Origin of the sequence: Anaerococcus sp. HMSC065G05, assembly GCF_001812365.1 — a bacterium.
GTDB lineage: Bacteria > Bacillota > Clostridia > Tissierellales > Peptoniphilaceae > Anaerococcus > Anaerococcus vaginalis.
In genome coordinates this window covers 66424-91676 of the sequence record NZ_KV808689.1, presented here as the reverse complement: position 1 = coordinate 91676, position 25253 = coordinate 66424, and the positions used below count along the sequence as shown (strand labels likewise).

Sequence of the window (25253 nt, the reverse complement as noted above, 5' to 3'; positions counted from 1 at the left end):
TTATTGGTGGGTTTGTCGACGCTCTGAGACCATCTTCCGATGGTCTTTTATTTTGAAGATGATTCTACAATTTCTAGATTTCCTTTAAAAGAATAGGATTTGGTATAATTTGTTATTATAAAAAAATCTCCTTTTTTTATTGGATATGTTTCATCGTCTATTATAATTTCTCCACGCCCCTTTATTATGCTTTCTAAAATATATGGCTCTTTTCTTTCAAACGAAATTTCTTTTTCTACATTTATTTTTTTTACTGTAAAATACTCATTATCATACAAAATCTCCGTATTTTTTTCTAAATTTTCGTGAATTTTTTCCGTGTCTAGGCACTTTAAGGCTTTTTTTGATTTTTCTAGGTGCAAAGCTCTTTTAATTCCATTTTTATCAACTCTATCGTAATCGTAAAGTCTGTAGGTTATATCTGATGCTTGTTGGATTTCCAAAATCAAGGAATCCTTTTTTATGGCGTGAACCATGCCAGCTGGCACTTTAAAAAAATCTCCTTTTTTTGAATTTTCTTCTTTTAATAAATCTTCCCATTTTTCCTTATCTATTAGATCAATGGCTTCTTTTTTGTTTTTTGTTTTTAAGCCATAGATTATTTTTGCTGGATTTTCATTTAAAATATACCAACACTCACTTTTCCCGTAGGAATTTTCTTTTTTTGCCATTTCATCGTCTGGATGGACTTGAATTGATAGGTCATCATTTGCATCTATTAATTTTATCAAAAGAGGAAAATTTTCTTTTTTTTCATTTCCAAAAAGTTCTTTGTGATTTTGGTATAAAAAATCTAAATTTTCTCCCTTATATCTTCCATTTAAAATTTTTGATGGAAAATCTTTCATAGCAGAAATAGCCCAATATTCTCCTATATTTTCTGATTCAAATTGGTAGGGGAATTCTTTTTTTAGCCTATCTCCTCCCCAAATTTTTTCTACAAATTTTCCTTCTAAAAATAATATTTTTTCCATAAGTCACCTCTTTTTTATTATACTAAGAAAAAAATAAAGCCCAAGGTTAATCCTTGAGCCTTTCTTTATGCTACTGTTAGTTTGTTTTTGTGGAAGAAGTTTGTAAGATAAATTTGTATTGATGATGCTACTAGGTCAAGTATAGCACCAATTCCCAACATTCTTGTAAATTCTTCTACAGTTTTTATATCGCTTAAATAAAATCCACTTTGTGTTTGTATTGAACTTTCTGATACTCTTACTCCAAATGTTTCAAAAAATTTCAATCCAAATGTAAGTCCAAAAATTGAAACTATTATTGTTATTATTATAAATACCAAAACTGGACCAAATTTTCCCATATCTTTGAAAGTTTTACTTGAGCCAATGCTTATTGACGCTAAAATTCTTGTAAGCGTTGCAAGGAGGGAAATTAAAATTGTAATAATAAAGACAATTATAGTTTTTGATGGAACTTGGCCTAAAAGCACTTTTATTTGCTCAAATATTTGGCTTATATCCTCTCCTCTTGCTCCTATTGTAACTAGAAGGAATCCAAAAAATTCTATAAAAAATATAAATCCTGCAAGTAAGGCAATAATCATAATATTTAAAACTCTTGATGTGGTTATATCTTCTGATTTTACTGGAAGGACATCATAAAAGGCAGCCTCTTCTCCATAAAATTTTTTGTAATCATTTAAAATTACAATTATCATTGAAATTGCAAAGGATGAATACATAACCACCATTGAAATAACTGTGATAAAATCCAAAAACGCTGAGTCAAAATATAAATTTATATAATTTAATACAACTGACAAAATTAAAGGAATTACCATCCAAGGAATTATGTCCCTAATATTTTCTTTTAATTGGTGTTTTAATAATTTAGCCATTGAAAACCTCCTCAAAGTATTCTTCAACTCCCATGTTGTGATTTTGTCTTAAATCATCAATATTTTCTTCTAAAATAATTTTTCCATCAGAAATAAATACAACCTTATCCAAAAGTCTTTCGATTTGACTAATCAAATGAGTTGAAATAATCATAAGACCTTCTGAATCAAAATTATCAATTATTACATCCATAATTTTTTTCCTGCTTGCAGGATCAATCCCACTCATCGGCTCATCCAAAAGATACAAATCCGACTTTCTTGAAAGAGAAAGAGCAATTTGCACCTTGTCTTTCATACCCTTTGACATATTTTTTATTTTCATCTTCATATCAAGTTTAAAATCTTTAATTATTTTTTCAAATTTTCCTTTTGAAAAATCTTCAAAAAATTCGTCATATAAATTTGAAATTTGAATCAAATTATATGATTTGTCCAAAGGAAGATGGTCTGGTTGGTAGGATACAAATGATTTTGTAAGATAGTCAGGATTTTCTCCACCAATTTTAACCTCACCCTTATAATTTTTTTCAAGACCTGCAAGAATTCTAAGCAAAGTTGTTTTTCCCGATCCATTAGGTCCCAAAAGCCCAACAATTTCTCCTTTTTTAAAATATAAATTTAGCTTATCTAAAACAAGTTTATTTTTGTATGCAATAGATAAATTTTTAATCTCTAACATTAGTCCACCTCCCAAAATTTTTCAAGACCATCAAGAGCATCTTCTTTTGAAATTTTTAAATTTTTTGCATTGTTAATAAAATCTTCACAAATTATTTCAAAAGCATTTTTTGATAAAGATTTTATCAAATCCCCATCATCCGTTACAAATCTTCCACTTGTCCTTTGGCTTTTACAAAGTCTATCGCGTTCAAGCTCAGCCAAAGCTCTTTGGACAGTATTTGGATTTACTTCATAATCCTTGGCAAGATTTCTAACAGAATCAATTTTATCGCCAGCTTTCCACACGCCACTTGAAATTTTCGACTTAAAATCTTCTAAAATTTGAAGATAAATAGGTCTATCATTATCAAATTCCATTTAAGCCTCCTTTTTTTCTATCGCTTGCCCAACAACCAAACCAATCAACATTCCAATCGGAAGAAAAGTTCCAATATTATCGTACAAAGAACCAAAAATTATACCAAAACTCATTCCAATAGTCATACCTTCTGCCAAATAATTTTGCTTGTTTTTGTGATTTTGATTTTTGCCTTTAATTTTTTCGCTTTTTTCAAGTTTTTTTATAATAAATACAAATAAAAACCCCAAAAGCCCCATAGGCAAAATTATTTTTAAAATATTCATTCACTTTCCTTTTTGTATTTTTGTATTATTGTATCACTCTCTTAATACAATAATATTATATCCCCGATTTTTATTTTTGTAAAGTCTTTTTTAAAATTTTTAAAATTAAAAAATAAAATACGCTAAACGCCTAATTTAAAAGCTTTTACTAATTATTTTTTAAAATTTGATTTTGTTTTTTTAAAAATTTTCAAAATATTTACTCAAATTTTACAAAAATTTTTACATTTCCTAATAAATATAATTTAATATCTAAATTGAAAGAAAATTTGAAAATAATCCCTCAAAATTTACCCTCTTTTCTTATAATTTCATTTTTTCTTTTGCAAATATTTGTTGGTAATTGCCTCAAAAATTTTTAGCCTAACAAGGCTAAATTTTTAAACAAATATACTAAACTAAATAAGTGATTTTAAAACCTATTTTTTCTAAAATCTCCAAACAAAAAAGGCCCTAGGATTTCTCCTAAGACCTTTTTGTTTTTTCTATTTTATCTAATGCTTACTCTACCAAAAGCTGATTTTATATCCAAATCTAAATCTGATTCCTCTGGATTAGTTGAAACTTGGTAGCCATCTTTTGTTTGCAATTTATTTTTAAATTTATCCGCAATTGAATAAGATGATGATTTAATCAAAGCCTTTATATTTTTATTAAATTCATTTGTATCAATTACAACTGATCCAAATTGTGTTCCTATATTAACTTCTTTTGCATCAACGATTTTAAAAATTTTAATTGAACCAGCTTTTGATGAAAGATCTACATTTTCCATATTTAAGCCATCAATTCTTATAGAACCATTTACAAGATCAACATTTGCATTTTCTCCAGAAATATTTGAAAGATAAACTGATCCATTTACATTAGAAACTTCAAGATTTCCATTTGTATTTCTAATTTCAATTTTTCCATTAGTATTTTTCAAATCAATATTCCCAGCAGAATTTATAATAGTAAATCTTGCATTAGTTGATTCAATATTATTTTCCTTAAAATCAACATCACAAAGTTCAACTTGACCATTTACAATATTTATATCAAGACTATCATAAATATTTTTGCCCAAATATAATTTTACATTCGCACTTGCATCCAAAGACTTATAATTTTCATTTACACTTACAATTAATTTGTCCTCAACAACTTCAATATTTAAATAATCATTTACTTGGTCTTCTTTGTTTTTGAAATAAACTTTCTCATCAACCATAACATGATTTTCTTGAGCTCTTTCAATATCCAAAGAACCATTTATAAGATCAATTTCAATAGCATTGACATCATCATCAATTTTTGTTTGATTTTCAGTTTTTTGAGAATTTATGTGATAAATATTAGGAATATTTACACTATCAAGATCAATATCAAAATCAAAATTTGAAATAGTTTCACTTGTCTTTTTCATAATTTTTTCAAAAGAAGTTGATAATTTATCAACAAAACTTTCCTCATTATTTTTAGACTTGTCTTTGCCAACTGCCTCCAAAAGATCGCTAGCTTGTTCAACTGTAATTTTTCCTTCTTTTAACATATCTAAAATCATTTTCTTTTCTTCATTCATCTTTAAGCTCCTTTAAAAGTTCACTTGCTTGGTCAGGAGTAATCTCTCCGCTGTTGACCATATTCAAAATATCTATTCTAGATTCTTGTTTATTTATTTTTCCACCAAGTTTTTTTACAATCTTGTCAATTCTATTTCTAACAGTCGGGTAAGAAATTCCCAAACTCTCTCCAACATCTTTTATACTGCCACGCTTTTGCAAAAAAAGCTCAATAAATTCCAAATCCTCAATATCAAGCCTTTGAAACTTACCCATTTCAAATTCTCCACTAACTTCAGTAAAACATGAATTACATTTATAAGAAGTGATAACCAAGTCACCACCACAATTAGGACATTTATTAATCAAAACCCGCCTCCTTTATAAAATAAGTATACCACCATTTTAATTTTTGTAAAGTTTGTTTTTAATTTTTTTAATATTTAAATTCATTTTATTAATTAAATTAAAAATCAATTTTGATATATTCATTTTAACTTTGCAATAATAAAAACAAAAAAATCGTCTTAATTAAGTATCACTTCTTAATTAAAACGATTCACATATATATTAAACCTTTTTTAATAATCAAATTTAATTTATTCTAAAAAAATCAATTACAATCTAATAATTTTTATCGACAATATCTGCCTTATATAAATCATCTTCGTAATCAATTTGATCGTTAAGACTAGAATAATCAAAAGACGTATAAAATTTAAGTTCTTCATCTAAATAACTTCGATAATTTTCTTTTGTCAATAAGCACTTATTATTTTTCATATATCTAAGCATCAAACTATTTATCCACTGACCATAATGTGTAGAATCCTTATAATTATTTAAATCAGTAGTTATATCTGTAAGCATATTAAAAGAATACAAATGAATGTTAGGATATTTTAAAATTAATTCAATAGCATAAGATTCCGCTTCTATTTGTTTATAAATAGTTCCATCATTGTTTAAATCATTCCAAAATACCGCGCTATAAGGCGGAAAAAAATAATAAAAATTGACATCAGGATATTTTGCCGCAAGTGACGTTACATTTTGTGCAATATTTTCATTTATAGTTTGTTTTTCTTCATTGGTTAAATGCACAGGTTTAGATTTTTCAATTGATTTTATACCGTTAGGAATTACAGAATTTTTTCCAAATGTATAATTTTTTTGCCAACTAGCATAATCATCAAATGATGTTATGCCTGGTTTAAAATTCGTTTCACTTTTATTTGATATCATTGGGTAAATTCTTCCAAAAACAACATCTTTATTAAATAAATACCTTACATCATTTACTGGATTTGAATCATATAGATATGTAGGATATTCTCCAAGATCAGTTCTCATTAAATCTTTATCATCGAATATTTTACTGTAATCTAAACTTCTAACTATAGTTTTTAATTTAGGATTATTTTCTAATGCAAAAACAAGATTATCATTTATTTCTTTATAAGTACCGCCCGAAAAAGGAACTTTTATTGATTTTACAGCAAATATACTATCCATTTCAGAAGTTTTAAAATTTTCTGTCATTGATGAGCCAGTAATAAGTGCGTCATAATCAAAATTTTTTATTACTCCATTATTTTGACTTCTTTGGTTATCTAATGAATAATAATATTTATTCAAATCTGGTTTATGGTAATGAAAATATGGATCTATTTTTATTACTAATATACCAATTATAGAAAGGAATATTGAAACAATTACTCCCCATCCTATTATCCAATTTTTCGATTTCATATAATCACATCCTAAAAATTAAAATACACAAATACAGATTCCCCACTTAAACAAATAAATGCCCAAATAAATAAGATTGCAGAAGATATCATAGACATAAACGATAAACTTTTATGATTTTTATAATTGTTTTCAGGTATTAGACAAACAGAAAATGAAATTATTAAATAAACTAATAACCAAAATCCTCTAATGTTATTAGCAAACTTATCTAAATGAAAAATAGATTGAATAAATTTCGATTCTGACATTACAAAGTTGTCTATCAAGCCTTGACTAATAGACGTATCTTGAAAACTTATAATTCTTTTTATTAATTGAATCCACATATTTATTGTATAGGATCTAAATAAAAGCCATAAAAAATTAATAATATTAAAAGTAAAGAACCATCTTACTGGTTCAAATATTTTGCTTTCGATTTTTTCAAAAATACGATCTAATACCATAAGTATTCCATAAATTAATCCCCATAGTATAAATGTCCAATTTGCACCATGCCAAATACCGCTAATTATAAATACAAGCAGAGTATTTATGTATGTCAAAACTTTTCCTTTTTTACTTCCTCCAAGAGGAATATAAATATATTTTGTAAAAAATTTAGTTAGAGATATGTGCCAACGCTTCCAAAAATCCCTAACAGATAAAGCTTTATATGGCGAATCAAAATTTATTGGTAAGCTTATATTAAACATAGAAGAAATTCCTACTGCCATATCACTATATCCGCTAAAATCAAAATATATTTCAAATGTATAAAAAATCGATATTAAAATCCAATCCATCGATGTGGTATTATCAATATTTGCATATCCCCAAGAGACAGCTTTAGAAAAAACATCAGCTATCATCATCTTTTTAAAAAGACCAAAACTAAATATCTTTATTCCGCTAGCTAAATTATCAAGATTAAAAGTTTTCAATTTTTCATTATTAAATTGTCGAATAAAGTCAACAGGTTCAATTAAGGGTCCCATTAATATTTTTGGAAAATATAAAATATATGCAAGATAATCTATGAAGGATGTCTGCTCTATTTCTTCTTTATATGATGAAACTATATAAGCAATTTGTTGAAATGTAAAAAAACTAATTCCTAGTGGCATAGTTAACTCTTTTAATGCAAACTCTCGACCAAAAATCAAATTTATATTATTTATTGCGAAATTCAAATACTTAAAATATAGCAACAAACATATATTTATAATTATAGGGAAAATAACAAATGCTCTTTTCCATTTTTTAAACTTTTTAATACCTATAACAAAAAGATAATTTATAAGTAAGCTTATCGCAAGCACCGTAAAAACTGATAAATCATAATACGAATAAAATATGACACTTGCCAAAATAATGACTATTTTACCAACTGTTTGATTGATTTTATTCCCTATAAAATAAGCCATAATAACTAATGGCAAAAAAAGCAATATAAAAATAAAAGAATTAAACTGCATTAAACTAATCTCCCACTATTTAAAAATATTTATATATAAATCCCCTAGCATAAATCTATGCGAATTAAACATAGCAATATAAATAAATTATATTCCTATAAATCAATAAACTCAATTTTGATTTTTTAAACAAAAATATAATTCTAATATTTAAATACTAAACAACTCTTTTGCCCAGTAACTTTTCAAGCTTCTTAGGATCCAAATAATTGTATTTACTACAAGTGCTAGGTTAAAAGTAAAATTTAATAGTACTACTATCCCGTAAATTTCTTGATTTTTTATGAATTTGAATGGATTTAAATATGAAATTAGGGAGAAAATCAAAAATACTCCTATCCATTTTATTGAAGTTTTTAAATTTTCTTTGTAATCTGAGAAAATAAAATGTCTATTTTTGTATCTTTTTATAAAATTATCTCTTTTTTGCTTGTAATTTTTTCTATCATCTCTCTCATTTTTTATAAGGGCTGAATAATAAAAAATCATATCGTCGTAGGTTGATGTGAATTTTTTAAGGTTTTCGCATTCTTCTTTTGTATAGGAGATGTCTATTATTCTTTTTGTTATATTTGCCTTTGATTTGTATGAAATTTTTTCGTTTCTTAATTTTTTTAGTTTTTCTACATTTTTTTCGTTTTCGATTTCTTTTTTTGTTTTGTCTTCGTATTTTTTTGTATTTTTTCTAATTAGAAAATAAAAACTTAATAATATTAGAAAAACTAAAATTTGTCCTAAAAAAATTAACATAAAATTGCTTGTATCAAGGCTTGTCACAAATAGCATGACAAAACTTGGTAGTAAAATAATCAAAAGGGCATAGCTTATAAATTTTATTACACTTCTCATTTTTCTTCTCTTTCTAATAGGTCTTGGTAATATTTTTTTAGTTTCAAGCCTATATTTTCTATGGATTTTTCTTGGGCGAGCTTGTAGCCTTCTTCTTTTAGTGAAGGATACTTTCCTTCCAAAATCAATTTTATTTTTTTGTAAAATTCTTCCCTGTCTTTTGCCTTATAAATTTCTTTTCCATCTTTGAGATTTTTATAAATTTCTATATCTCTAATTATTGTGTCGGCTTTTGTTGCAAGGGCCTCTAGTAAAACTATTCCTTCGGTTTCTTCAAATGTTGGAAATATATAAAGGTCTGAGCCTGAGTAGGCTTCTCTCAATAATTCTTGGCTAACATAGCCTGGAAAATGTAAATTTTTTAAATCTGTTTTGACAGCTTTTTTGATTTTTTCTGGCACTAAGCTCAATTTCAATTCTCCAAACCATACAAATTCGTATTGGGGAAGTTTTTTTGCAAGATCTACGAAATCCAAAATTCCTTTTCTTTCTATAAATAGACCAACCGAAATGATTGATTTTTTATTTTTATCAAGCTTATATCTTTGGTAAAAATTTTCCCTGTCATTTTCTTTTTTCTTCCAAAAATCTAGGTCGACACCGTTTGATACTACTTTAATTTCTTTTCCAATCTTATATGAATCCAAAATATTTTTGGAATATTGTGTTGGAGTCAAAATCAAATCTCCTTTTTTATAACAATGTATAAGCCATTTTTTGAAAAATGGTGCAAGTTCATTTGATAGGACAAAAGAATTTTTAAAATCTTCCTTAGTGGAATGCCCATGATAGACAACTTTTTTACCAGATTTTCTCGCCTTATTTGCAAAAAAAGCAGACTTTGGAAAAACTGTATTTATGTGGCAAATATCATAATCGTCATCTGGATTTAAGGTATATGAAACTCCAACCAAATCCAAAGCCTTTTTTTGATGGTCTATTGCTTTTCCAACGCCAGATTCTTTTACAGTTTGATAATCTTCATTATAAATAAGAATTTTCATGTGTCCTACCTTTTTTGATTGCTTCTTTATATAATTTTTCGCAATTTTCGCCAAAAGAATCTATAGAAAAATTTTCCAAAGCATATTTTCTTGCGTTTTTTGAAAGCTTATCCTTTTTCTCTTTATCAATAAAAATCATTTCCAAATATTTTTTAAAATCAGAAAAATTTTCATATTGGTAGCCATTAAAATCATCAATTATTACCTTATCAAGGCAGTAATCTTTTCTACAAATCGCAGGAGTGCCATTGCTCATCGCCTCATAATAAGTAAGTCCTTGAGTTTCGGACTTGCTTGCAGAAACAAAAGCATCTGCCATTCTATAATAATTATTTACTTCTTTAGGCTTAACCATGCCAGCAAAATAAATTTTTTTATCAATATTTTTTGCATAAGATTTCAAATCTTTTAAATAAGGTCCGCCCCCAACAAGAATAAATTTTAATTTTTCTATATCAAGTCTTTCGTAATAATCAATTAATTCCTCAATATTTTTTTCTTCGGCAAGCCTACCCAAATAAAGAATTATTTTATCGCTTGCATCAAATCCATAATAATCTCTAATTTTATTTTTATCTTCCAATTTTTCTGGCATTTCTATACCAGTAGGAATTATTTTTATTTTCTCATCCTCAATATCATAAGATTTTAAAATTTCTCTAGTTTTTTCGCTTGGAACAATAATCATTTCAACCCTATCAGCAATTGCTTTTGAAAAAACCGAAATCATTTTTTTGCCCACCTTTTTTGATGGAGAAAAATAGTGAGTATAGTCTTCATAAATTGTATGATAGGTGTGAACTAGAGGACAAGATGTTTTTTTGGCAATTTTTGTCGCCATCATAAAAGTAGAAAATTCGCATTGTGAATGGACAATATCTGGTTTCCAATCTTTTATTTCCTTAATGAATTTATTTCTTAAAGTTGCAGAAATCCTTGCCTCTGGATAAATTTTCCCCGCACCAAGACTTCCTATATAATAAACATTTCCTTTTTTATAACTTTCAGTTGAATTTGAGAGGGTTAAAACTTTTACATCAAATCCCCTATCCTCTAGATAGGATTTTAAATTTAAAATTGATCTTACTACACCATTGACGACAGGATCGTACCAATCAGATGTAATTAAAATTTTCATCGAATCACCTCTTTAACTAACTTAACATTTCTTCATTATAAACTTATAAAGTCTATTAATATTGTATGCAAAAAGTAAATATTTTTCAATTTATATCAATTGGGGTATATTTTATCTAGTATTAATTCAAAGAAAGGGTGATAATTTGGGAAATTTAATAGTTGGCGATGTGCTTTTATTATTCTTTTCAATTTATGTAGGAATATTTTTCAAAAAATTTCACACAGACTATCCAAAAATGAGAGTTGGATTTCACATTTGGGAAGTTTGTTACAATAAAGAATGTTGGGAATACGGAAATAATTTTGCTGGAAATCTTTCAATAATTCTTGGAATAATTTTATTTGGCATAATTTATCCAATAATTTTGTATTTCAAAATAAAAAGAAATATATGCGTAATCCTTCTAATTGTTTTTACAATCCTATATTTTATCCTTTTACTTTTAATTTTAAGACACCACATGAGAAAAAAATTTAATTTAAAAGATGAAAAAGATGATGAAGATGATAAAAAATAAAGCTATTTTACAAAAAGTAAAATAGCTTTATTTTTTTCTTTGAGATTTTTATTTAAAAATTTTAGTCTTCTTCTTTGTCTATATATTTTCTTTTTAATCTTATAGCTGATGGACAAGCTGCAACTCCGCCTTCGCCTGTTTCTCTTAGGCTTGCTGGAAGGGCATCGCCTACTTCTTTTAAGGCGTCTACTGTTTCATCAAATGTTACCAAAACTTTTACTCCAGCAATTGCCATATCAGCTGCAGAAAGTGCATTTATAACTCCTGATGCGTTTCTAATATTGCAAGGAAATTCTACCATTCCTCCTATCGGATCGCACACAAGTCCCATTATTGATAAAAGTGCAATTGATGCCGCATCTTCCATCACGTCAATGTCACATCCTCTCAAATAACAAATTGCAGCTGCACACATAGCTGCTGCAGAACCGCATTCCGCTTGGCATCCGCCCTCAGCTCCAGCAAATGTTGCATTGTCAGCAATAATTTGTCCGAATTCTGTTGCAACGAGAATTGCTTTTATCAATTCTTCATCAGAATATCCATATTTTTCACGCATTGCCATTAAACTTGCTGGAACAATTCCTGCAGATCCTGCTGTTGGACTTGCTACGATTTTTCCCATTGATGCGTTTACTTCTGATGTTGAAAAAGCCATAGCCATTGCCTTTGTTGGCAAATCTCCCATTATTGTATCTTCTGATAGAAAATAATTATTCATTGATTTTGCATTTCCACCAGTCATTTTTGTCATTGACATTAATTTTTTATCAAGAGCTTTTTGTGAAGATTCTTTCATAACATCAAGAGATTTTTGTAATAATTCAAAAACTTCTTCTCTTGATTTTCCTGTTAGCTCCATTTCATCTTCAAGCGCAATCTCCCAAACTTCCTTGTTTTCTTCTTTTATTCTATTTTTAATATATTCCATTGTTGTTTTCATAAATTACCCCAAATATTTTATAAATTCAAAATTCTTGCCGGCTTCAATTTCTTTGTAAACTTCTTCTTCCAAATCTTGATCTAATTCTACAATTAACATAATTGTGTTGCCCTTGTTTATAGTTTTCATATTTTTTATATTATAATTGTGGTCAAACAAAACATTTGAAATGAAAGCTATCATTCCTTTTTGTTCAGGATAGGTACAAATAATTGTAGGATTTTTTCCATTATATTCTACTTCATTGTCCATTATTTGATTTATCATAATATTTCCGCCACCAATTGATGAGCCTCTCAATTTAAATTCATGGCCGTCTGGGTAGTAAAGAACAATTTTTACTGTGTTTGGATGAACTTCTCCCATATCTTGTGGAATAAAATTATAAGTAATTCCTGCTTCATCAGCTATTTTAAATGAATCTCTTAATCTTTCATCTTCTGGTCCAAAGCCCAAAACTCCTCCAACCAAAGCCCTATCTGTTCCGTGACCTTGGTAAGTTTTTTCAAATGATCCGTGTAAATAAAAATCAACTTTTGTAAATCCTTCTCCGCCCAAATCTCTTGCGATTTTTGCAATTCTGTTTGCTCCCGCAGTATGGGATGATGATGGGCCAATCATTACAGGTCCAATAATATCAAATACTGATAAATTTGCCATTATACTCTCCTTATTTTTGAAATTTCTTTTGGACTATCTATTATAAGATTTGGCTTTAAATTTTCAAGAATTTTTCTTTCTCTAAAGCCCCAAGCACATCCTACAGTAAATACTCCAGCATTTTTTCCACACTCCATGTCGACTTCGCTGTCTCCAAAATAAAAAATATCCGAATAGTCGACACCAAATCTTTCTTTTATTATATACATACCCTCAGGCGACGGTTTTCTTTTTATATCTTCTCTATATCCTAAAATAAAATCAAAATAGCCTTCTCCAAAAATTTCTCCTATAACTTTTTTGCAAGTGGAATCTGGCTTGTTAGAAAAAGCAACCAAAATTTCGCCCATTTTTTTTATTTTTTCAAGCTCTTCTACGATTCCATCATAAGGCTTTGTAAGATAGGTTGGATTATCATCATATCTTTTGTTATAAGCGTTTAAAATTTCTTCTCTTTTTTCAGATTTTTCAAAGCCAATATAATCAAGAGTTTTTTCAATCAAAACCCTCGGGCCATTTCCTACAAACTCCTCAATTTTTTCTTTCGGTACTTGACTTAAAGAAAAATTTTTTAAAGTTTGGTTTATATTATATGAAATAGAATCAATCGTATTTAAAAGTGTTCCATCTATATCAAAAATATACATTTATGTATCTCCTTTTGTTTGCCAATTTGTGCCAAACTATTATTACTATACCACTCATTAGTGGTATAATAAAAACAATATGTGAAACGAAAAAATAATAAGGAAGGAAAATATGCAAACAAGAAGAAATTTATCTATGCTCAGTGATTTTTATGAATTTACTATGGCTTATGGATATTTTGAAAGTGGAATGAAAGATACGATTGCAGTTTTTGATGCATTTTACAGAAAAAATCCTGACGGCGGAGGATTTTCAATTTTTTCTGGCTTAGATGATATTATTGATTACGTAGAAAATATTCATTTTGATGAAGAAGATATTGAATATTTTAGAAAAAATACAAGATTTTCAGAAGAGTTTTTATCTTATTTGAAAAATTTTAAATTCACAGGAGATATTTGGGCATTTCCAGAAGGATCAGCAATGTTTCCATCTGAACCGATTGTGACTGTAAGAGCTCCAATAATTGAAGCACAAATTTTGGAAACTTATTTGCTTTTATCTTTAAATTACGGCTCCCTTGTTGCTACAAAAACAAATAGAATTGTAAGAGCTGCAAAGGGAAGAACTGTAATGGAATTTGGGGCAAGACGCGCTCAAGGCCCTGACGCTTCTGTAAAAGGAGCAAGGTCTGCCTTTATAGCCGGCGCTCCAATCACTTCAAATACTCTTTCAAGTCAAATGTATGCTTATCCTGCTGGCGGAACTATGGCTCACTCTTGGGTTCAATCATTTGATTCAGAATACGAAGCCTTTTTTGCTTATGCAAAATTATATCCAGATAATTGTATTTTATTAATTGACACCTATGATGTTTTAAAACAAGGCCTACCAAATGCTATGAAAATTTTCAAAGAAGTTTTAGAGCCTTTGGGACTTACTGGCGGTGTAAGAATTGATTCTGGCGATCTTGCCTATCTTTCAAAAGAATGTAGAAAAATTTTGGACGAAAATGGCTACAAGGATGCAAAAATTGTTGCAAGTAATTCACTTGACGAATACAAAATAGAATCTCTACTCCAACAAGGCGCAGAAATTGATTCATTTGGAATCGGAGAAAGATTAATTACTGCAAAATCTGATCCAGTTTTTGGTGGAGTTTATAAACTTGTTCAAGTTGAAGACAAAAAAGGCAAGACTGCAAAAATAAAAGTATCAGAAAACGTAGAAAAAATTACAACACCAGGCCTAAAAGAAGTTTACAGATTATACGACAAAAAAACTGGCAAGGCAGAAGCTGATTATATAACTTTAAAAGAAGAAGTTGTTGATGAAACTAAACCACTTGTAATTTTTGATCCACACTTTACATGGAAGATGAAAAGAATGGAAAATTATGAAATTCGAAAAATGCAAATTCCAATTTTTAAAAACGGCAAAAAAGTTTATGAATCTCCAAAAATTGAAGAAATAAACGAATATTGCAAGTCAGAAGTGAAATCCTTGTGGGATGAGGTAAAAAGATTTGACCAACCTCACAATTATTACGTCGACCTTTCTCACGATTTGTGGAATTTAAAACAAAACCTAATAATGAAGGCTATGAGCAAATAATGATAGCCATAATTACTGGAGCAAGTTCAGGCATAGGCTATGAATTTGCAAGGCAAATTGACAAAAAAAATTATGAAGAAATTTGGCTAATCGCAAGAAGAACTGAAAGACTTCATGATTTATCAAAAAAACTACAAACAAGGGCAAGGATTTTTGCCCTTGATTTGTGTGAGGAAAAATCTTTTGAAGCTTTAAAAAAAGAATTAGAAATTTCAAACAAAAAAATAGGACTTTTGATAAATTCTGCAGGCATGGGAGAAAATGATTATTTTAAAAACACAAGTTTTGATAATGATATGAAAACTTTGGACTTAAATATAAAAGCTCTCACAGCAATGACAAAAATTTCCTTAAATTTTTTCCAAAAAGACGGAATAATTTTAAATATTGCCTCATCTGCAGCCTTTATTCCACAGGCAAAATTCGCCCTTTATGCTGCAAGTAAGTCCTATGTCTTATCATTTTCAAGAGCTGTAAGGAGAGAGTTTAAGGATATAAAAGTTTCAGTTTTATGTCCAAACAGAGTTGAAACAGAATTTTTAGAAAAATCAAATAACAATTCGGGCGGAATAAAAAATTTGGGAAATGAAAATCTAGAAAAAACGGTAGCAAAAGCAATTAAAAAAATGGGCAAAAAAGACCTAATAACCACCCATCCAAGTGCAAAAATTTTATTAATAATTTCAAAAATTTTCCCTCATTCTTTTATAATGTGGATTGAGAAAAAACTTTCTATGTATTAATTTTTTATTTCAAATTAAAAAGAAGGCAAGTGCGCCTTCTATTTTTTTGTAACTTTTAGTGCATCTAATCTTTTTTTCATGTATTTTTTATTTTCTTCGACGTTATCATACATCAAAGATATTAAAAGTATATCCATAACTGTTAGGTAAAGAATTCTTGCATTTAAGGATTCTGTTCCGTGTTCGGATTCTATTGATGGTAAAATCATAGCCTCATCTGAGATTTTTACCATTTCAGATTTTGGATTTCCTGTAAGGGCAATAATTTTTGCCTTATTTTTTTTTGCAACTTTTGAAACTTCTATTACCTCTAGCGTTCTTCCTGAATGTGAAAATACAAAAATACAGTCGTTTTCGTCCATCTTTGTGCAAGCACTTAGTTGCATGTGAGAATCCGAAATATAATTTACCATATATTTTGTTCTCAAAAATTTATGATATGAATCGTAAGCTATGGTTGCTGATCCTCCCATGCCAAAAAAGTGAATTTTTTTGGATTTTTTTATCAAATTCAAACAAGATTCAAATGGAATATTTTTAATATCTTCTTTTAGCGTATACATTGATTGGATATTAAACGCCATAATTTTGTTGGCTATTTCATCAGGGCTGTCATTTTCATTTACACTTGTTATAGCTGTAAGTAGCGAATCGTCAGAATTTTTATTTATATTTGTAGCTAAGTTTAATTGAAAATCTTTGTAGCCTTTAAAGCCAAGTTTTTTTATAAATTTAAAAATTGACGCTGTGGAGCTTTCTGTTTCTTCAGCAACATTTGATATAGTTTTATTTAATATTTCATCATCTAATTTTAAAAAATATTCTGCATAAAAATTTTCCGTTTTTGTAAAGGTACTTTTTTTAGACAAAATAATTCTTTCTAAATATCGGTTCAAAACATCCTCCAATCTATTCTTACTAATATTATACATAAATTTGTAAAAATGAATAGAAATTTTTGATTGCAAAATTTTTTTGTTTTTTTACTGTTTGACAAGTAAAAATTTTTTTCGTATAATTTACTTAAATAATGAACTACAGATAGCCTTACAATTTTTTAAAAATATTTTTTTAAATTATTTGAAAAGGTTATCAAAAAAAGAAAGGAGTTTATATGAAAATAGGTTTTTTGGGACTTGGAAAAATGGGTTACAACATAGCCTTAAATGCCATCGACAATAATTTTGAAGTAATTGGCTATGATGTAGATGAAAATGTAAGAAAAAAAGCAAGCAAAGATTTTAAAATCGCAAATTCTATCGATGAGCTTATAGAAAAATTAGATGATGTAAAATTTATTTTATTGAGTTTGCCTGCAGGAAAAATCACTGATGACATGATTTTTCTTTTAAAAGAAAAACTTAATAAAGACGACATTGTAATTGATACTGGAAATACTAATTACAAAAAAACTTTAGAGCATTACGAAATTTTAAAGGAAAAAAATATTGGTTTTCTTGATTGTGGAACTTCTGGCGGAATGAGCGGCGCTAGAAACGGTGCTTGTCTTATGGTTGGAGGAGAAAAAAAATATTACGATCAAGTAAAAGATTTTTTTGAAGCAATTTCTTGTGAAGATGGACTTTTATATACAGGACGTGCTGGTTCTGGTCATTATTTAAAAATGATTCACAATGGAATTGAATATGGAATGATGCAAGCTATCGGCGAAGGCTTTGCTGTTTTGGAAGCTAGCGAATTTGATTATGATTACGAAGATGTTTCAAAAGTTTGGAATCACGGATCTGTAATTAGGTCTTGGCTAATTGAACTTGCCCAAGAAGGCTTTGCCAAAGATCCAAAACTTGATTCTCATTCTGGCGTTATAAATGCAAATGGAGAATGTAAATGGACAGTTGAAGAAGCACTAAGACTTGACGTTCCTGTTCCAGTTATTTCTAATTCTTTGTTTGTAAGAAATACAAGTAAAATAAATGTTGATGATAATTTTTCTAATAAAGTTGTAGCTCAACTAAGAAATGGTTTTGGCGGTCACGATCTTGTAAAAAAGGATAAATAAAATGAAAATTGCTATTGTAAATTCTAGTAGTTTTGGAAAAATTTTCCCAGACCATATAAAAAAACTAGAAAAAATTGGACAAGTAGATCGCTTTGAAGTCGACCAAAATATAGATGGAAAATCTCTAGGTCAAATGCTAAAAGGCTACCAATATATAATAGCGAGCGTTACACCATTTTTTGATAAAGAATTTTTTGAAAATGTAGATGATTTAAGACTTATCTCAAGGCATGGAATTGGCTACAACAATGTAGATTTAACTTGTGCAAAAGAAAAAGGAGTAATTGTTTCTATTGTTCCTTCTTTGGTAGAAAGAGATTCAGTTGCAGAAAATAATATTACAAATCTATTGGCTTTGATGAGAATGACTATAAATTCTTCCAAAAAAGTAAGAGATGATAAGTGGGAAATGAGAGCAAATTTTGTAGGAAATTCTCTCTACCACAAAATTGTTGGCGTAATCGGCGTTGGAAATACTGGAAGCCAAGTTGCAAGAACACTTAGAGAAGGTTTTCAATGTAGGGTATTAGGCTATGACCCTTACAAAGACAAATTAGAGCTAGAACAATTCGGCGTAGAAAAAGTTGATTTTGAAACACTTTTAAAAATGTCTAATGTTATTTGTTTATGCGCAAATTTAACCAAAGAAAATTATCACATGATAAATAAAAATACAATATCAAAAATGAAAAATGGAGTTTATATATCAAATACCGCAAGAGGTGCTCTAATTGACGAAAAAGATATGATTGAAGCTTTAAAAAATGAAAAAGTAAAAGCTCTTGCAACAGACGTTATGGAAGTTGAGCCTGCAAGAAGTAATCATCCCTACTTGCAATTTGATAATGTAATAATTACACCTCACACATCAGCCTACACAAAAGAATGTTTGTATGCAATGGGAGAAAGTTGTGTAAATGATGTTTATAATGTGCACAATAAAAAACTTCCAAAAAGATGTGTGCAAAAAGAAAGTCCCTTTGTGGAATAAAAATTTTTAAAAAATTTAGGAGGAAAAAATGGAGACCTTATCTGTAGCAAAAAGTTTATTAATAGCTTTGTGGGTTGCAGGCGTTATGTCACGTTGGCTATTGGGTGGCGCATCTTTAACATTAAGATTTTCGCCATTAATGACAGGCCTTGTTGTAGGAATTGTTATGGGAAGAATTGCTGATGCAATGATAGTAACTGCAAGTTTGCAATTAATATATATGGGAGTATTTTCTCCAGGTGGCTCAATGCCATCAGAACCTGCAGTTGCAGCTGCAATAGCAGTTCCAGTTGCCCTATTAGGAAATTTAACACCAGAAGCATCAATTGCCATTGCCGTTCCAGTTGGATTTTTAGGATCTTATCTTTACCAATTTAGATTTTTCCTAAATACCTTTATAGGCAAAAAAACTGACGTCGCAATTGAAAAAATGGATGAAAAAGCAATCAAAAGATCAATAATAACATATCCAACTATAGCATCTTTTGTTTTATTTGTTCCATTAATCTTTGTAGCTTTATATTTTGGCGCACCAGTAATCGCTGATGTTGTAGCAAAACTTGAAGGAACAGTATTTTTACACATACTAGATGTAGTCGGCGGAGGACTTGCAGCAATCGGTATTGCAACAACAATTTATGTAATAGGTAGAAAAGATTATTTGTTATTTTTCCTATTAGCATATTTTTTAAGCGTAATTTTAAAAGATATGAATGTAAATATGCTAGTTTATGCAATTTTAGGAACAATAATTTCAATTTTGGCAGTAGGAAATAAAAATCAAGCCAAAGAAGATAAAGAAGTAAAAACAGAAACTTCAAGCGAACGTGAATTGACATTTGAAGAAGAAGATGACTTTTAGTAGGAGGTTTTAAAATGCAAGATATAAAAAAAGACGAAATGGCTCCAGAAGAATTAGAGCTAAAAGATGTTAGAAAAGCATATTTAAGATGGCATTTCGCAAACGAAATTCCTCACACTTTTGAAAGATATTTGGCACCTTCCCTCTTATATGCAATGATGCCAGTTTTGAAAAAATTATACAAAAATAAAGAAGATTTGAAAAAATCTTACAAAAGACAATTGTTATTCTTCAATACCCAACTAACTTGGGGCGGTGGAATAATCACAGGTCTTATGTCATCAATGGAACAAGAAAGAGCTCGCCAAGAATATAACAACGAAGAAATAACAATGACCGATGATTTGATGTATAATACAAAAGCAGGGCTAATGGGAGCTCTTGCAGGAATCGGCGATGCAATTGATTCAGGAACAATCCAATATATTTTTATAGCAATAGCAATTTCTTGGGCCCAAGCTGGATCCCCAATGGGAGCTTTGTTTCCATTCGTAGGATTTTCCTTATACCAAGTTTTTATCGGAAGATTTTTTGCAAAACAAGGATTTGTTTTAGGTAAAAACGCATCAAGTTTATTAAAAAGCACAGGAGTTCAAAATGCAATAAATATTTTATCAGCCTTGGGACTTTTTATGATGGGAATTTTGGCAGCAAATTATGTAAAAGTAAGCTCAGCATTAAAATTTACAATCTCAGGAAAAGAATTTGTTTTCCAAGAGCTTTTAGATAAAGTATTACCAGGAGCTTTACCATTAGTAACAGTTCTTGGCGTATATGTTTTTTATTTGAAAAAAGGTTTAAAAGTTACTCAAGCTTTATTAGGTTTAACAATAATTTTAGCAGTATTAGCAGGAATAGGAATATTATAAAATGGGAAAAGTAGTATTAGGTAGAGTTGATGAAAGATTAATTCACGGACAAGTAATGATTACCCTATCGCAAAAAGACGGAGTAAATTCAATTTTTGTAGTAGATGATGTCGTTTACAACGAAACTTTTATGAAAGATTTATACAAAAGTGCTGGAAATAGAACAGGAAAGAAAACAATAGTTCTAAATGAGAAAAGGGCTTTCTACTATTGGGACAAATACAAATTTAAAGATTATAATTGTATCCTAGTTGCAAAAAGCATAGATGTATTTTATAAATTAATCAAACACGGCGTTGAAGTTTGCGAATTAAACGTTGGAGGAATAGCAAAAAAAGACGAAAATGATTTGTTAGTTACAAAATCAGTTTATCTTAACAAAGAAGATGCAAAAAAATTAAAAGAGTTAAGAGAAGATTATAAAATAGACAATATTTATTTTCAAGCAACCCCATCAGCACCAAAATCAAGTTTAGACGAAGTTTTAAAAAATTTTGATTTATAAATCATTTAAGCTCCCCTTAAATTAAGAAAGGATAAAAAATGATAGGAATACTAATTGTAAGTCACGGAAAGCTTGCACAAGGATTTAAAAGTTCAGCAGAAATTATTTTTGGGCAAGCAGAAAACATAGATTATCTAGGTTTATATCCAGAAGATGACATAAATAATTTCAACGAAAAAATAAAAGAAAAAATAATAAATTTAGACAAAGGCGATGGAGTAATTGTCTTTACAGATTTAATTTCAGCATCCCCTTACACCCAAAGCCAAATTGCCATATCAAAATTAGAAAATAATGAAAAAATATCATTAATAGGAAATTTAAATTTCCAAATGCTAATTCAAGCAATAAATGGCCAAGTCTTAGAAGAAAACATAGACCAAGTTGTAAAAAATATCCTAGAAATCACAAAACAAGAAGTCTTAGAATGGAAATATGAAAATATACAAATAGAAAACCCAGATGAAGATGATGATTTTTAGATAAAAATTTTTTTCCCTTACAAATCGTGCTAGAAAATATCTCTAGCACGATTTTTTTTATTTTAAAATTAGATTTAAAAATACCAAGGCTAATATGTTTAACCTTGGTATTTTAATTTAATATTTTCTGATAGTTAGTAATTAATTTTAGGCTTATTATTGGGAATTTGTTTTATTTGATTAATTCTAGTGGTGAATCTACTTTTTCTTCTACTTTTTCACCTTTTAGATATTTAATTGCTGTTTCTAGAGCGATTTTTCCCATTTCCTTTGGTTTTTGAGCAACTGTTGCTGACATTGAACCTTCTTTTACAGCATTTATTGCGTCTTCATTTCCATCAAATCCAACTACAACAATATCTTTTCCGCTAGCTTTTATTGCTTCTATTGCTCCCAATGCCATTTCATCATTTTGACAAAATACTGCTTTTACATCTGGTTGAGCTTGAAGTAAATTTTCCATTACTGTCATTCCTTCTGCTCTATCAAAGTTTGCAGTTTGGCTTGCTAATAGATTTATTTTTCCATCTGTAGCTTTTTTAAATCCTTCTCCTCTTTCACGAGTAGAGCTTGCTCCAGGAATTCCTTCTAATTGAATAACTTCTGCATTTTCTCCAATTTTTTCAAGAATAAATTCGCCTGCAAGTTTACCACCTTCTACGTTATTACTTGCAATTAAACTTACAATTTCTCCCTCATCAGAATTTCTATCAACGCATATTACAGGTATATTTGCTTCGTTAGCTTTTTTTACTGATGTTGAAATTGCTGTTGAATCTACTGGATTAATTATAATCAAATCAACTTTTTGTGTTATAAGATCTTCTACTTGGTTGTTTTGTGTTGAAGAATCATTTTGTGCATCTGTTATAATTGTTTTTGCGTTTGCATCTTTTGCTGCCTCTTCAACGCCTTCTCTTATTGATACGAAAAATGGATTGTTTAAAGTTGATAAAGAAACTCCAATTTTATATTCGCCATCTTTGGCTTTTGTTTCTTCTTTTGCATTACTAGATGCATTATCATTTTTATCTTGTCCTTCGACGCTACAAGCTGTGAATGTAAACATAGCTATAGCTAAAACTGCCAATATTCTTCTAAATTTTTTCATATTTTTCTCCTATTTATTTCTCTTTCTGTCTATTAGAACTGCTATTAATATTACAATTCCTTTCACTATTTGTTGATAGAAACTTGAAACTCCCAATAAATTTAGTCCGTTATTAAGGACTCCTAAAATTAAAATTCCTATTAATGTTCCTGTTAATGATCCACTTCCACCTGTCATACTTGTTCCACCCAAAACTACTGCTGCTATAGCATCCATTTCATAGGCTGAACCTGCTGTTGGTTGAGCAGAATTTAATCTTGATGTAAGTACAAGACCAGATATAACTGCCATCAAAGCACTGATTACATATACAAATGTTTTTGATTTTGCTATATTAATTCCTGAAATAAAACTTGCTTTTTCATTTCCTCCAACAGCAAATATTTTTCTACCATAAGAAGTTTTATTTAAAATCATCCAAAGTATTATATAAACAATTATAAATAAAATAACTTGGAAGGGAATTCCTAAAACTTGTCCTTTTCCTAAAAATTGGAAAGCAAAGTCATCTCTAGGTCCTGCTATTGGTCTACCGTCCATAAAAACTAAAGTAAGTCCTCTAAATATTGTCATAGTTGCAAGTGTTACTATAAATGGTGCAAGTTTTCCTTTTGTAATCAACAAACCATTTATTAGTCCTAAGACAATTGCCAATAAAATAGCTACAAATATAGCAAGAATTGTGTTTGTCCCATTTTGTAAAAGTCCTGCAAAAATTGCTGAGCTTAGTGCAAGAGTTGAACCAACTGAAAGATCAATTCCTCCAGTTAAAATTACAAAAGTCATTCCTAATGCCACAAAACCATTTATGATTAATTGACGCATCAAATTTAACAAGTTGCTCACTTGCAAAAATGCTGGATTAAGTACGCTTACAAAGCATATCAAAATAAGCAAGGCAACTATTGTTCCTAAATTTTGATTTTCTTTAAATCGATTTTTTATATTACTCATAACCTTCCTCCTGTTGCAAGGGTCATTATTTTTTCTTGGCTAGCATCTTTCTTTAAAAGTTCTCCTTGTATTTTTCCTTCATGAATTACATAAATTCTATTTGATAAACTTATAAGCTCTGGCAAATCGCTTGATATAAGTATAATTGAAACTCCCTTATTAGTAAGGTCTTTTATTAAATCATAAATTTCTCTTTTTGCCCCTACATCAACGCCTTTAGTTGGCTCATCAAGGATTAATATTTCTGGACCAATCGCATACCATTTTGCAAAAACTACTTTTTGTTGATTGCCTCCAGATAAATCGCTAATTTTGCTTTCTGATGATTGGGTCTTAACTTTAAAACTATCTACCAAATTATCTGAAAGATTTTTTTCTTTTGCTTTATCTATAAAAGAATTTTTTGAAAATTTGTCAAAATTTAACAGAGAAATATTTTCTCTAATTGATTCATCAAGAATCAATCCTTCTTCTTGCCTATTTTCTGTTACAAAGCCAATTTTATTTTTTATTGCATCTGCTGGATTTTTTATTTCTATTTTTTTACCATCTATAAATACTTCTCCACTATCTTTAGGATCAAGTCCAAATACTGATCTCATAATCTCTGTTCTTCCTGCTCCCATAAGCCCAGAAATACCAAGGACTTCTCCTTTTTTTGCTTTTATATTTATATCTTTAAAAAATCCTTCTCTATTAAAATTTTTAAGCTCTATCTTTACATCAGAAATTTCAGCATCCATTTCAGGATAAAAATCTCCAATATCACGACCTACCATATAAGAAACAACTTCTCTTTCATCAGTCTTATTAGTATTCATTACTGATACGGATTTTCCATCTCTCATTACTGTAATCTTATTAGTTAATGAAAAAATTTCTTCCATTCTATGAGAAATATATATCATAGAAACATTTTTATCTCTTAGTCTTTTTATTAGCTTAAATAATTTGTCAATTTCATTATTTGTAAGTGCAGATGTTGGCTCATCAAGAATTAGAACATTTACTTTATTTAAGTTAGCCTTTGCTATTTCCATCATCTGTCTTTGTCCAACTGAAAGTTCAGAAACTTTTGTTTTTGGATTTATATCTAAATCAAATCTTTCAAGAAGTTCTATACATTTTTTTCTCATTTTTGCCTTGTCAAGAAAAATTCCATTTTTTATTTCATTATTCATAAAGATATTATCCATAACAGTAAGCTCTGGCCAATCAGATAATTCTTGGTGGATAAAACTTATACCATATTTTTTGGCAACATTTGTATCACTTATGTCAACTTCTTTGCCATCAATTAAAATTTCTCCCTTATCTTTAGATAAAACTCCTGACAAAATATTCATCAAAGTAGATTTTCCTGCTCCATTTTCTCCTACCAAAGCATGAATTTCTCCATCATTTAAGGTAAAATCCACTCCTTTTAAAACATCATTTTTACCAAAAGACTTGTAAATATCTTTCATTTCAATTTTCATAAAATC

28 protein-coding genes are annotated in these 25253 nt (G+C 28.9%); 9 read left to right on the top strand and 19 right to left on the bottom strand.

Going from position 1 to position 25253, the window contains the following annotated elements:
- Window positions 1-47: 47 nt before the first annotated feature.
- From HMPREF2852_RS02165 to HMPREF2852_RS02110, 12 genes are all read right to left on the bottom strand, one after another.
- A complete protein-coding gene (locus tag HMPREF2852_RS02165; protein ID WP_070605706.1) occupies window positions 48-974 on the bottom strand; it encodes a type I phosphomannose isomerase catalytic subunit in 927 nt (308 codons plus the stop codon).
- A gap of 65 nt (window positions 975-1039) precedes the next feature.
- Window positions 1040-1852, bottom strand: a complete 813-nt coding sequence (locus HMPREF2852_RS02160) for a hypothetical protein (protein WP_070605703.1) — start codon at window positions 1850-1852, stop codon at window positions 1040-1042.
- Window positions 1845-2534: an ABC transporter ATP-binding protein gene (locus HMPREF2852_RS02155; protein ID WP_070605701.1), complete on the bottom strand. Its 690-nt coding sequence runs from the start codon at window positions 2532-2534 to the stop codon at window positions 1845-1847. The genes HMPREF2852_RS02160 and HMPREF2852_RS02155 overlap by 8 nt, the downstream gene beginning before the upstream one ends.
- A complete protein-coding gene (locus tag HMPREF2852_RS02150) occupies window positions 2534-2893 on the bottom strand; it encodes a GntR family transcriptional regulator (RefSeq protein ID WP_070605699.1) in 360 nt (119 codons plus the stop codon). The genes HMPREF2852_RS02155 and HMPREF2852_RS02150 overlap by 1 nt, the downstream gene beginning before the upstream one ends.
- The gene (locus HMPREF2852_RS02145) at window positions 2894-3160 is read right to left on the bottom strand and encodes a glycine zipper domain-containing protein (RefSeq protein ID WP_070605698.1); all 267 of its coding nucleotides are present in this window, start codon (window positions 3158-3160) and stop codon (window positions 2894-2896) included.
- Window positions 3161-3650: 490 nt separating this feature from the next.
- The gene (locus HMPREF2852_RS02140) at window positions 3651-4724 is read right to left on the bottom strand and encodes a DUF4097 family beta strand repeat-containing protein (protein ID WP_070605696.1); all 1074 of its coding nucleotides are present in this window, start codon (window positions 4722-4724) and stop codon (window positions 3651-3653) included.
- The gene (locus HMPREF2852_RS02135) at window positions 4717-5073 is read right to left on the bottom strand and encodes a DUF2089 domain-containing protein (protein ID WP_004839748.1); all 357 of its coding nucleotides are present in this window, start codon (window positions 5071-5073) and stop codon (window positions 4717-4719) included. Before HMPREF2852_RS02135 ends, HMPREF2852_RS02140 begins: the two co-directional genes overlap by 8 nt.
- Window positions 5074-5328: 255 nt before the next feature.
- On the bottom strand, window positions 5329-6456 hold the full coding sequence (locus HMPREF2852_RS02130) for a hypothetical protein (protein WP_070605694.1): 1128 nt from the start codon (window positions 6454-6456) through the stop codon (window positions 5329-5331).
- 11 nt (window positions 6457-6467) lie between these two features.
- The gene (locus HMPREF2852_RS02125) at window positions 6468-7916 is read right to left on the bottom strand and encodes an MBOAT family O-acyltransferase (RefSeq protein WP_070605692.1); all 1449 of its coding nucleotides are present in this window, start codon (window positions 7914-7916) and stop codon (window positions 6468-6470) included.
- Window positions 7917-8066: 150 nt separating this feature from the next.
- Window positions 8067-8765 carry a hypothetical protein gene (locus HMPREF2852_RS02120; protein WP_070605690.1) on the bottom strand — a complete coding sequence of 233 codons (699 nt, stop codon included), beginning with the start codon at window positions 8763-8765 and terminating at the stop codon, window positions 8067-8069.
- Window positions 8762-9769, bottom strand: coding sequence for an LTA glycolipid anchor biosynthesis glycosyltransferase, IagA/BgsA family (locus HMPREF2852_RS02115; protein WP_070605688.1), 1008 nt, complete (start codon window positions 9767-9769; stop codon window positions 8762-8764). Before HMPREF2852_RS02115 ends, HMPREF2852_RS02120 begins: the two co-directional genes overlap by 4 nt.
- On the bottom strand, window positions 9750-10907 hold the full coding sequence (locus HMPREF2852_RS02110) for a glycosyltransferase (protein ID WP_070605686.1): 1158 nt from the start codon (window positions 10905-10907) through the stop codon (window positions 9750-9752). Before HMPREF2852_RS02110 ends, HMPREF2852_RS02115 begins: the two co-directional genes overlap by 20 nt.
- 145 nt (window positions 10908-11052) lie before the next feature.
- On the opposite strand from HMPREF2852_RS02110, the gene HMPREF2852_RS02105 reads away from it, so the two are divergent.
- The gene (locus HMPREF2852_RS02105) at window positions 11053-11427 is read left to right on the top strand and encodes an SdpI family protein (RefSeq protein ID WP_070605684.1); all 375 of its coding nucleotides are present in this window, start codon (window positions 11053-11055) and stop codon (window positions 11425-11427) included.
- A gap of 61 nt (window positions 11428-11488) precedes the next feature.
- Here HMPREF2852_RS02105 and sdaAA read toward each other — a convergent pair whose 3' ends face one another.
- The 3 genes from sdaAA to HMPREF2852_RS02090 are packed head-to-tail and all read right to left on the bottom strand — an operon-like array spanning window position 11489 to window position 13677.
- Entirely contained in the window at window positions 11489-12370 is an 882-nt protein-coding gene (sdaAA, locus tag HMPREF2852_RS02100; RefSeq protein WP_019118989.1) for an L-serine ammonia-lyase, iron-sulfur-dependent, subunit alpha, read from the bottom strand.
- A gap of 3 nt (window positions 12371-12373) precedes the next feature.
- Window positions 12374-13030 (bottom strand): L-serine ammonia-lyase, iron-sulfur-dependent subunit beta, encoded by a 657-nt coding sequence (gene sdaAB / locus HMPREF2852_RS02095; RefSeq protein ID WP_070605682.1) that lies wholly within the window; start codon window positions 13028-13030, stop codon window positions 12374-12376.
- On the bottom strand, window positions 13030-13677 hold the full coding sequence (locus HMPREF2852_RS02090) for an HAD family hydrolase (RefSeq protein WP_070605679.1): 648 nt from the start codon (window positions 13675-13677) through the stop codon (window positions 13030-13032). Before HMPREF2852_RS02090 ends, sdaAB begins: the two co-directional genes overlap by 1 nt.
- A gap of 112 nt (window positions 13678-13789) precedes the next feature.
- Here HMPREF2852_RS02090 and HMPREF2852_RS02085 point away from each other — a divergent pair, with 112 nt between their 5' ends.
- Together HMPREF2852_RS02085 and HMPREF2852_RS02080 are read left to right on the top strand one after the other, a co-directional pair.
- Entirely contained in the window at window positions 13790-15232 is a 1443-nt protein-coding gene (locus HMPREF2852_RS02085; protein WP_070605677.1) for a nicotinate phosphoribosyltransferase, read from the top strand.
- Window positions 15187-15975 (top strand): SDR family NAD(P)-dependent oxidoreductase, encoded by a 789-nt coding sequence (locus HMPREF2852_RS02080; RefSeq protein ID WP_261667897.1) that lies wholly within the window; start codon window positions 15187-15189, stop codon window positions 15973-15975. The genes HMPREF2852_RS02085 and HMPREF2852_RS02080 overlap by 46 nt, the downstream gene beginning before the upstream one ends.
- A gap of 38 nt (window positions 15976-16013) precedes the next feature.
- On the opposite strand, the gene HMPREF2852_RS02075 is transcribed toward HMPREF2852_RS02080, so the two are convergent.
- Complete coding sequence (locus tag HMPREF2852_RS02075; RefSeq protein WP_019118994.1) at window positions 16014-16871, bottom strand: MurR/RpiR family transcriptional regulator; 858 nt, start codon at window positions 16869-16871, stop codon at window positions 16014-16016.
- A gap of 218 nt (window positions 16872-17089) precedes the next feature.
- Between HMPREF2852_RS02075 and gnd the strand changes: the two genes are divergently transcribed.
- The 6 genes from gnd to HMPREF2852_RS02045 are packed head-to-tail and all read left to right on the top strand — an operon-like array spanning window position 17090 to window position 21704.
- Window positions 17090-17995 carry a phosphogluconate dehydrogenase (NAD(+)-dependent, decarboxylating) gene (gene gnd / locus HMPREF2852_RS02070; protein ID WP_070605673.1) on the top strand — a complete coding sequence of 302 codons (906 nt, stop codon included), beginning with the start codon at window positions 17090-17092 and terminating at the stop codon, window positions 17993-17995.
- 1 nt (window position 17996) lies between these two features.
- Window positions 17997-18986: a D-isomer specific 2-hydroxyacid dehydrogenase family protein gene (locus HMPREF2852_RS02065; protein WP_070605671.1), complete on the top strand. Its 990-nt coding sequence runs from the start codon at window positions 17997-17999 to the stop codon at window positions 18984-18986.
- 28 nt (window positions 18987-19014) lie between these two features.
- On the top strand, window positions 19015-19848 hold the full coding sequence (locus HMPREF2852_RS02060) for a PTS mannose/fructose/sorbose/N-acetylgalactosamine transporter subunit IIC (protein WP_070605668.1): 834 nt from the start codon (window positions 19015-19017) through the stop codon (window positions 19846-19848).
- Window positions 19849-19862: 14 nt separating this feature from the next.
- Window positions 19863-20717 (top strand): PTS system mannose/fructose/sorbose family transporter subunit IID, encoded by an 855-nt coding sequence (locus HMPREF2852_RS02055; RefSeq protein WP_070605666.1) that lies wholly within the window; start codon window positions 19863-19865, stop codon window positions 20715-20717.
- Between the two features lies 1 nt (window position 20718).
- The gene (locus HMPREF2852_RS02050) at window positions 20719-21222 is read left to right on the top strand and encodes a PTS sugar transporter subunit IIB (RefSeq protein ID WP_070605664.1); all 504 of its coding nucleotides are present in this window, start codon (window positions 20719-20721) and stop codon (window positions 21220-21222) included.
- Between the two features lie 38 nt (window positions 21223-21260).
- Complete coding sequence (locus tag HMPREF2852_RS02045; RefSeq protein WP_070605662.1) at window positions 21261-21704, top strand: PTS sugar transporter subunit IIA; 444 nt, start codon at window positions 21261-21263, stop codon at window positions 21702-21704.
- 172 nt (window positions 21705-21876) lie between these two features.
- Here HMPREF2852_RS02045 and rbsB read toward each other — a convergent pair whose 3' ends face one another.
- The 3 genes from rbsB to HMPREF2852_RS02030 are packed head-to-tail and all read right to left on the bottom strand — an operon-like array spanning window position 21877 to window position 25247.
- Window positions 21877-22815, bottom strand: a complete 939-nt coding sequence (rbsB, locus tag HMPREF2852_RS02040) for a ribose ABC transporter substrate-binding protein RbsB (protein WP_004839719.1) — start codon at window positions 22813-22815, stop codon at window positions 21877-21879.
- A gap of 9 nt (window positions 22816-22824) precedes the next feature.
- Window positions 22825-23769, bottom strand: a complete 945-nt coding sequence (locus tag HMPREF2852_RS02035; protein WP_070605659.1) for an ABC transporter permease — start codon at window positions 23767-23769, stop codon at window positions 22825-22827.
- Window positions 23766-25247 carry a sugar ABC transporter ATP-binding protein gene (locus HMPREF2852_RS02030; protein WP_070605657.1) on the bottom strand — a complete coding sequence of 494 codons (1482 nt, stop codon included), beginning with the start codon at window positions 25245-25247 and terminating at the stop codon, window positions 23766-23768. The genes HMPREF2852_RS02035 and HMPREF2852_RS02030 overlap by 4 nt, the downstream gene beginning before the upstream one ends.
- Window positions 25248-25253: the final 6 nt, after the last annotated feature.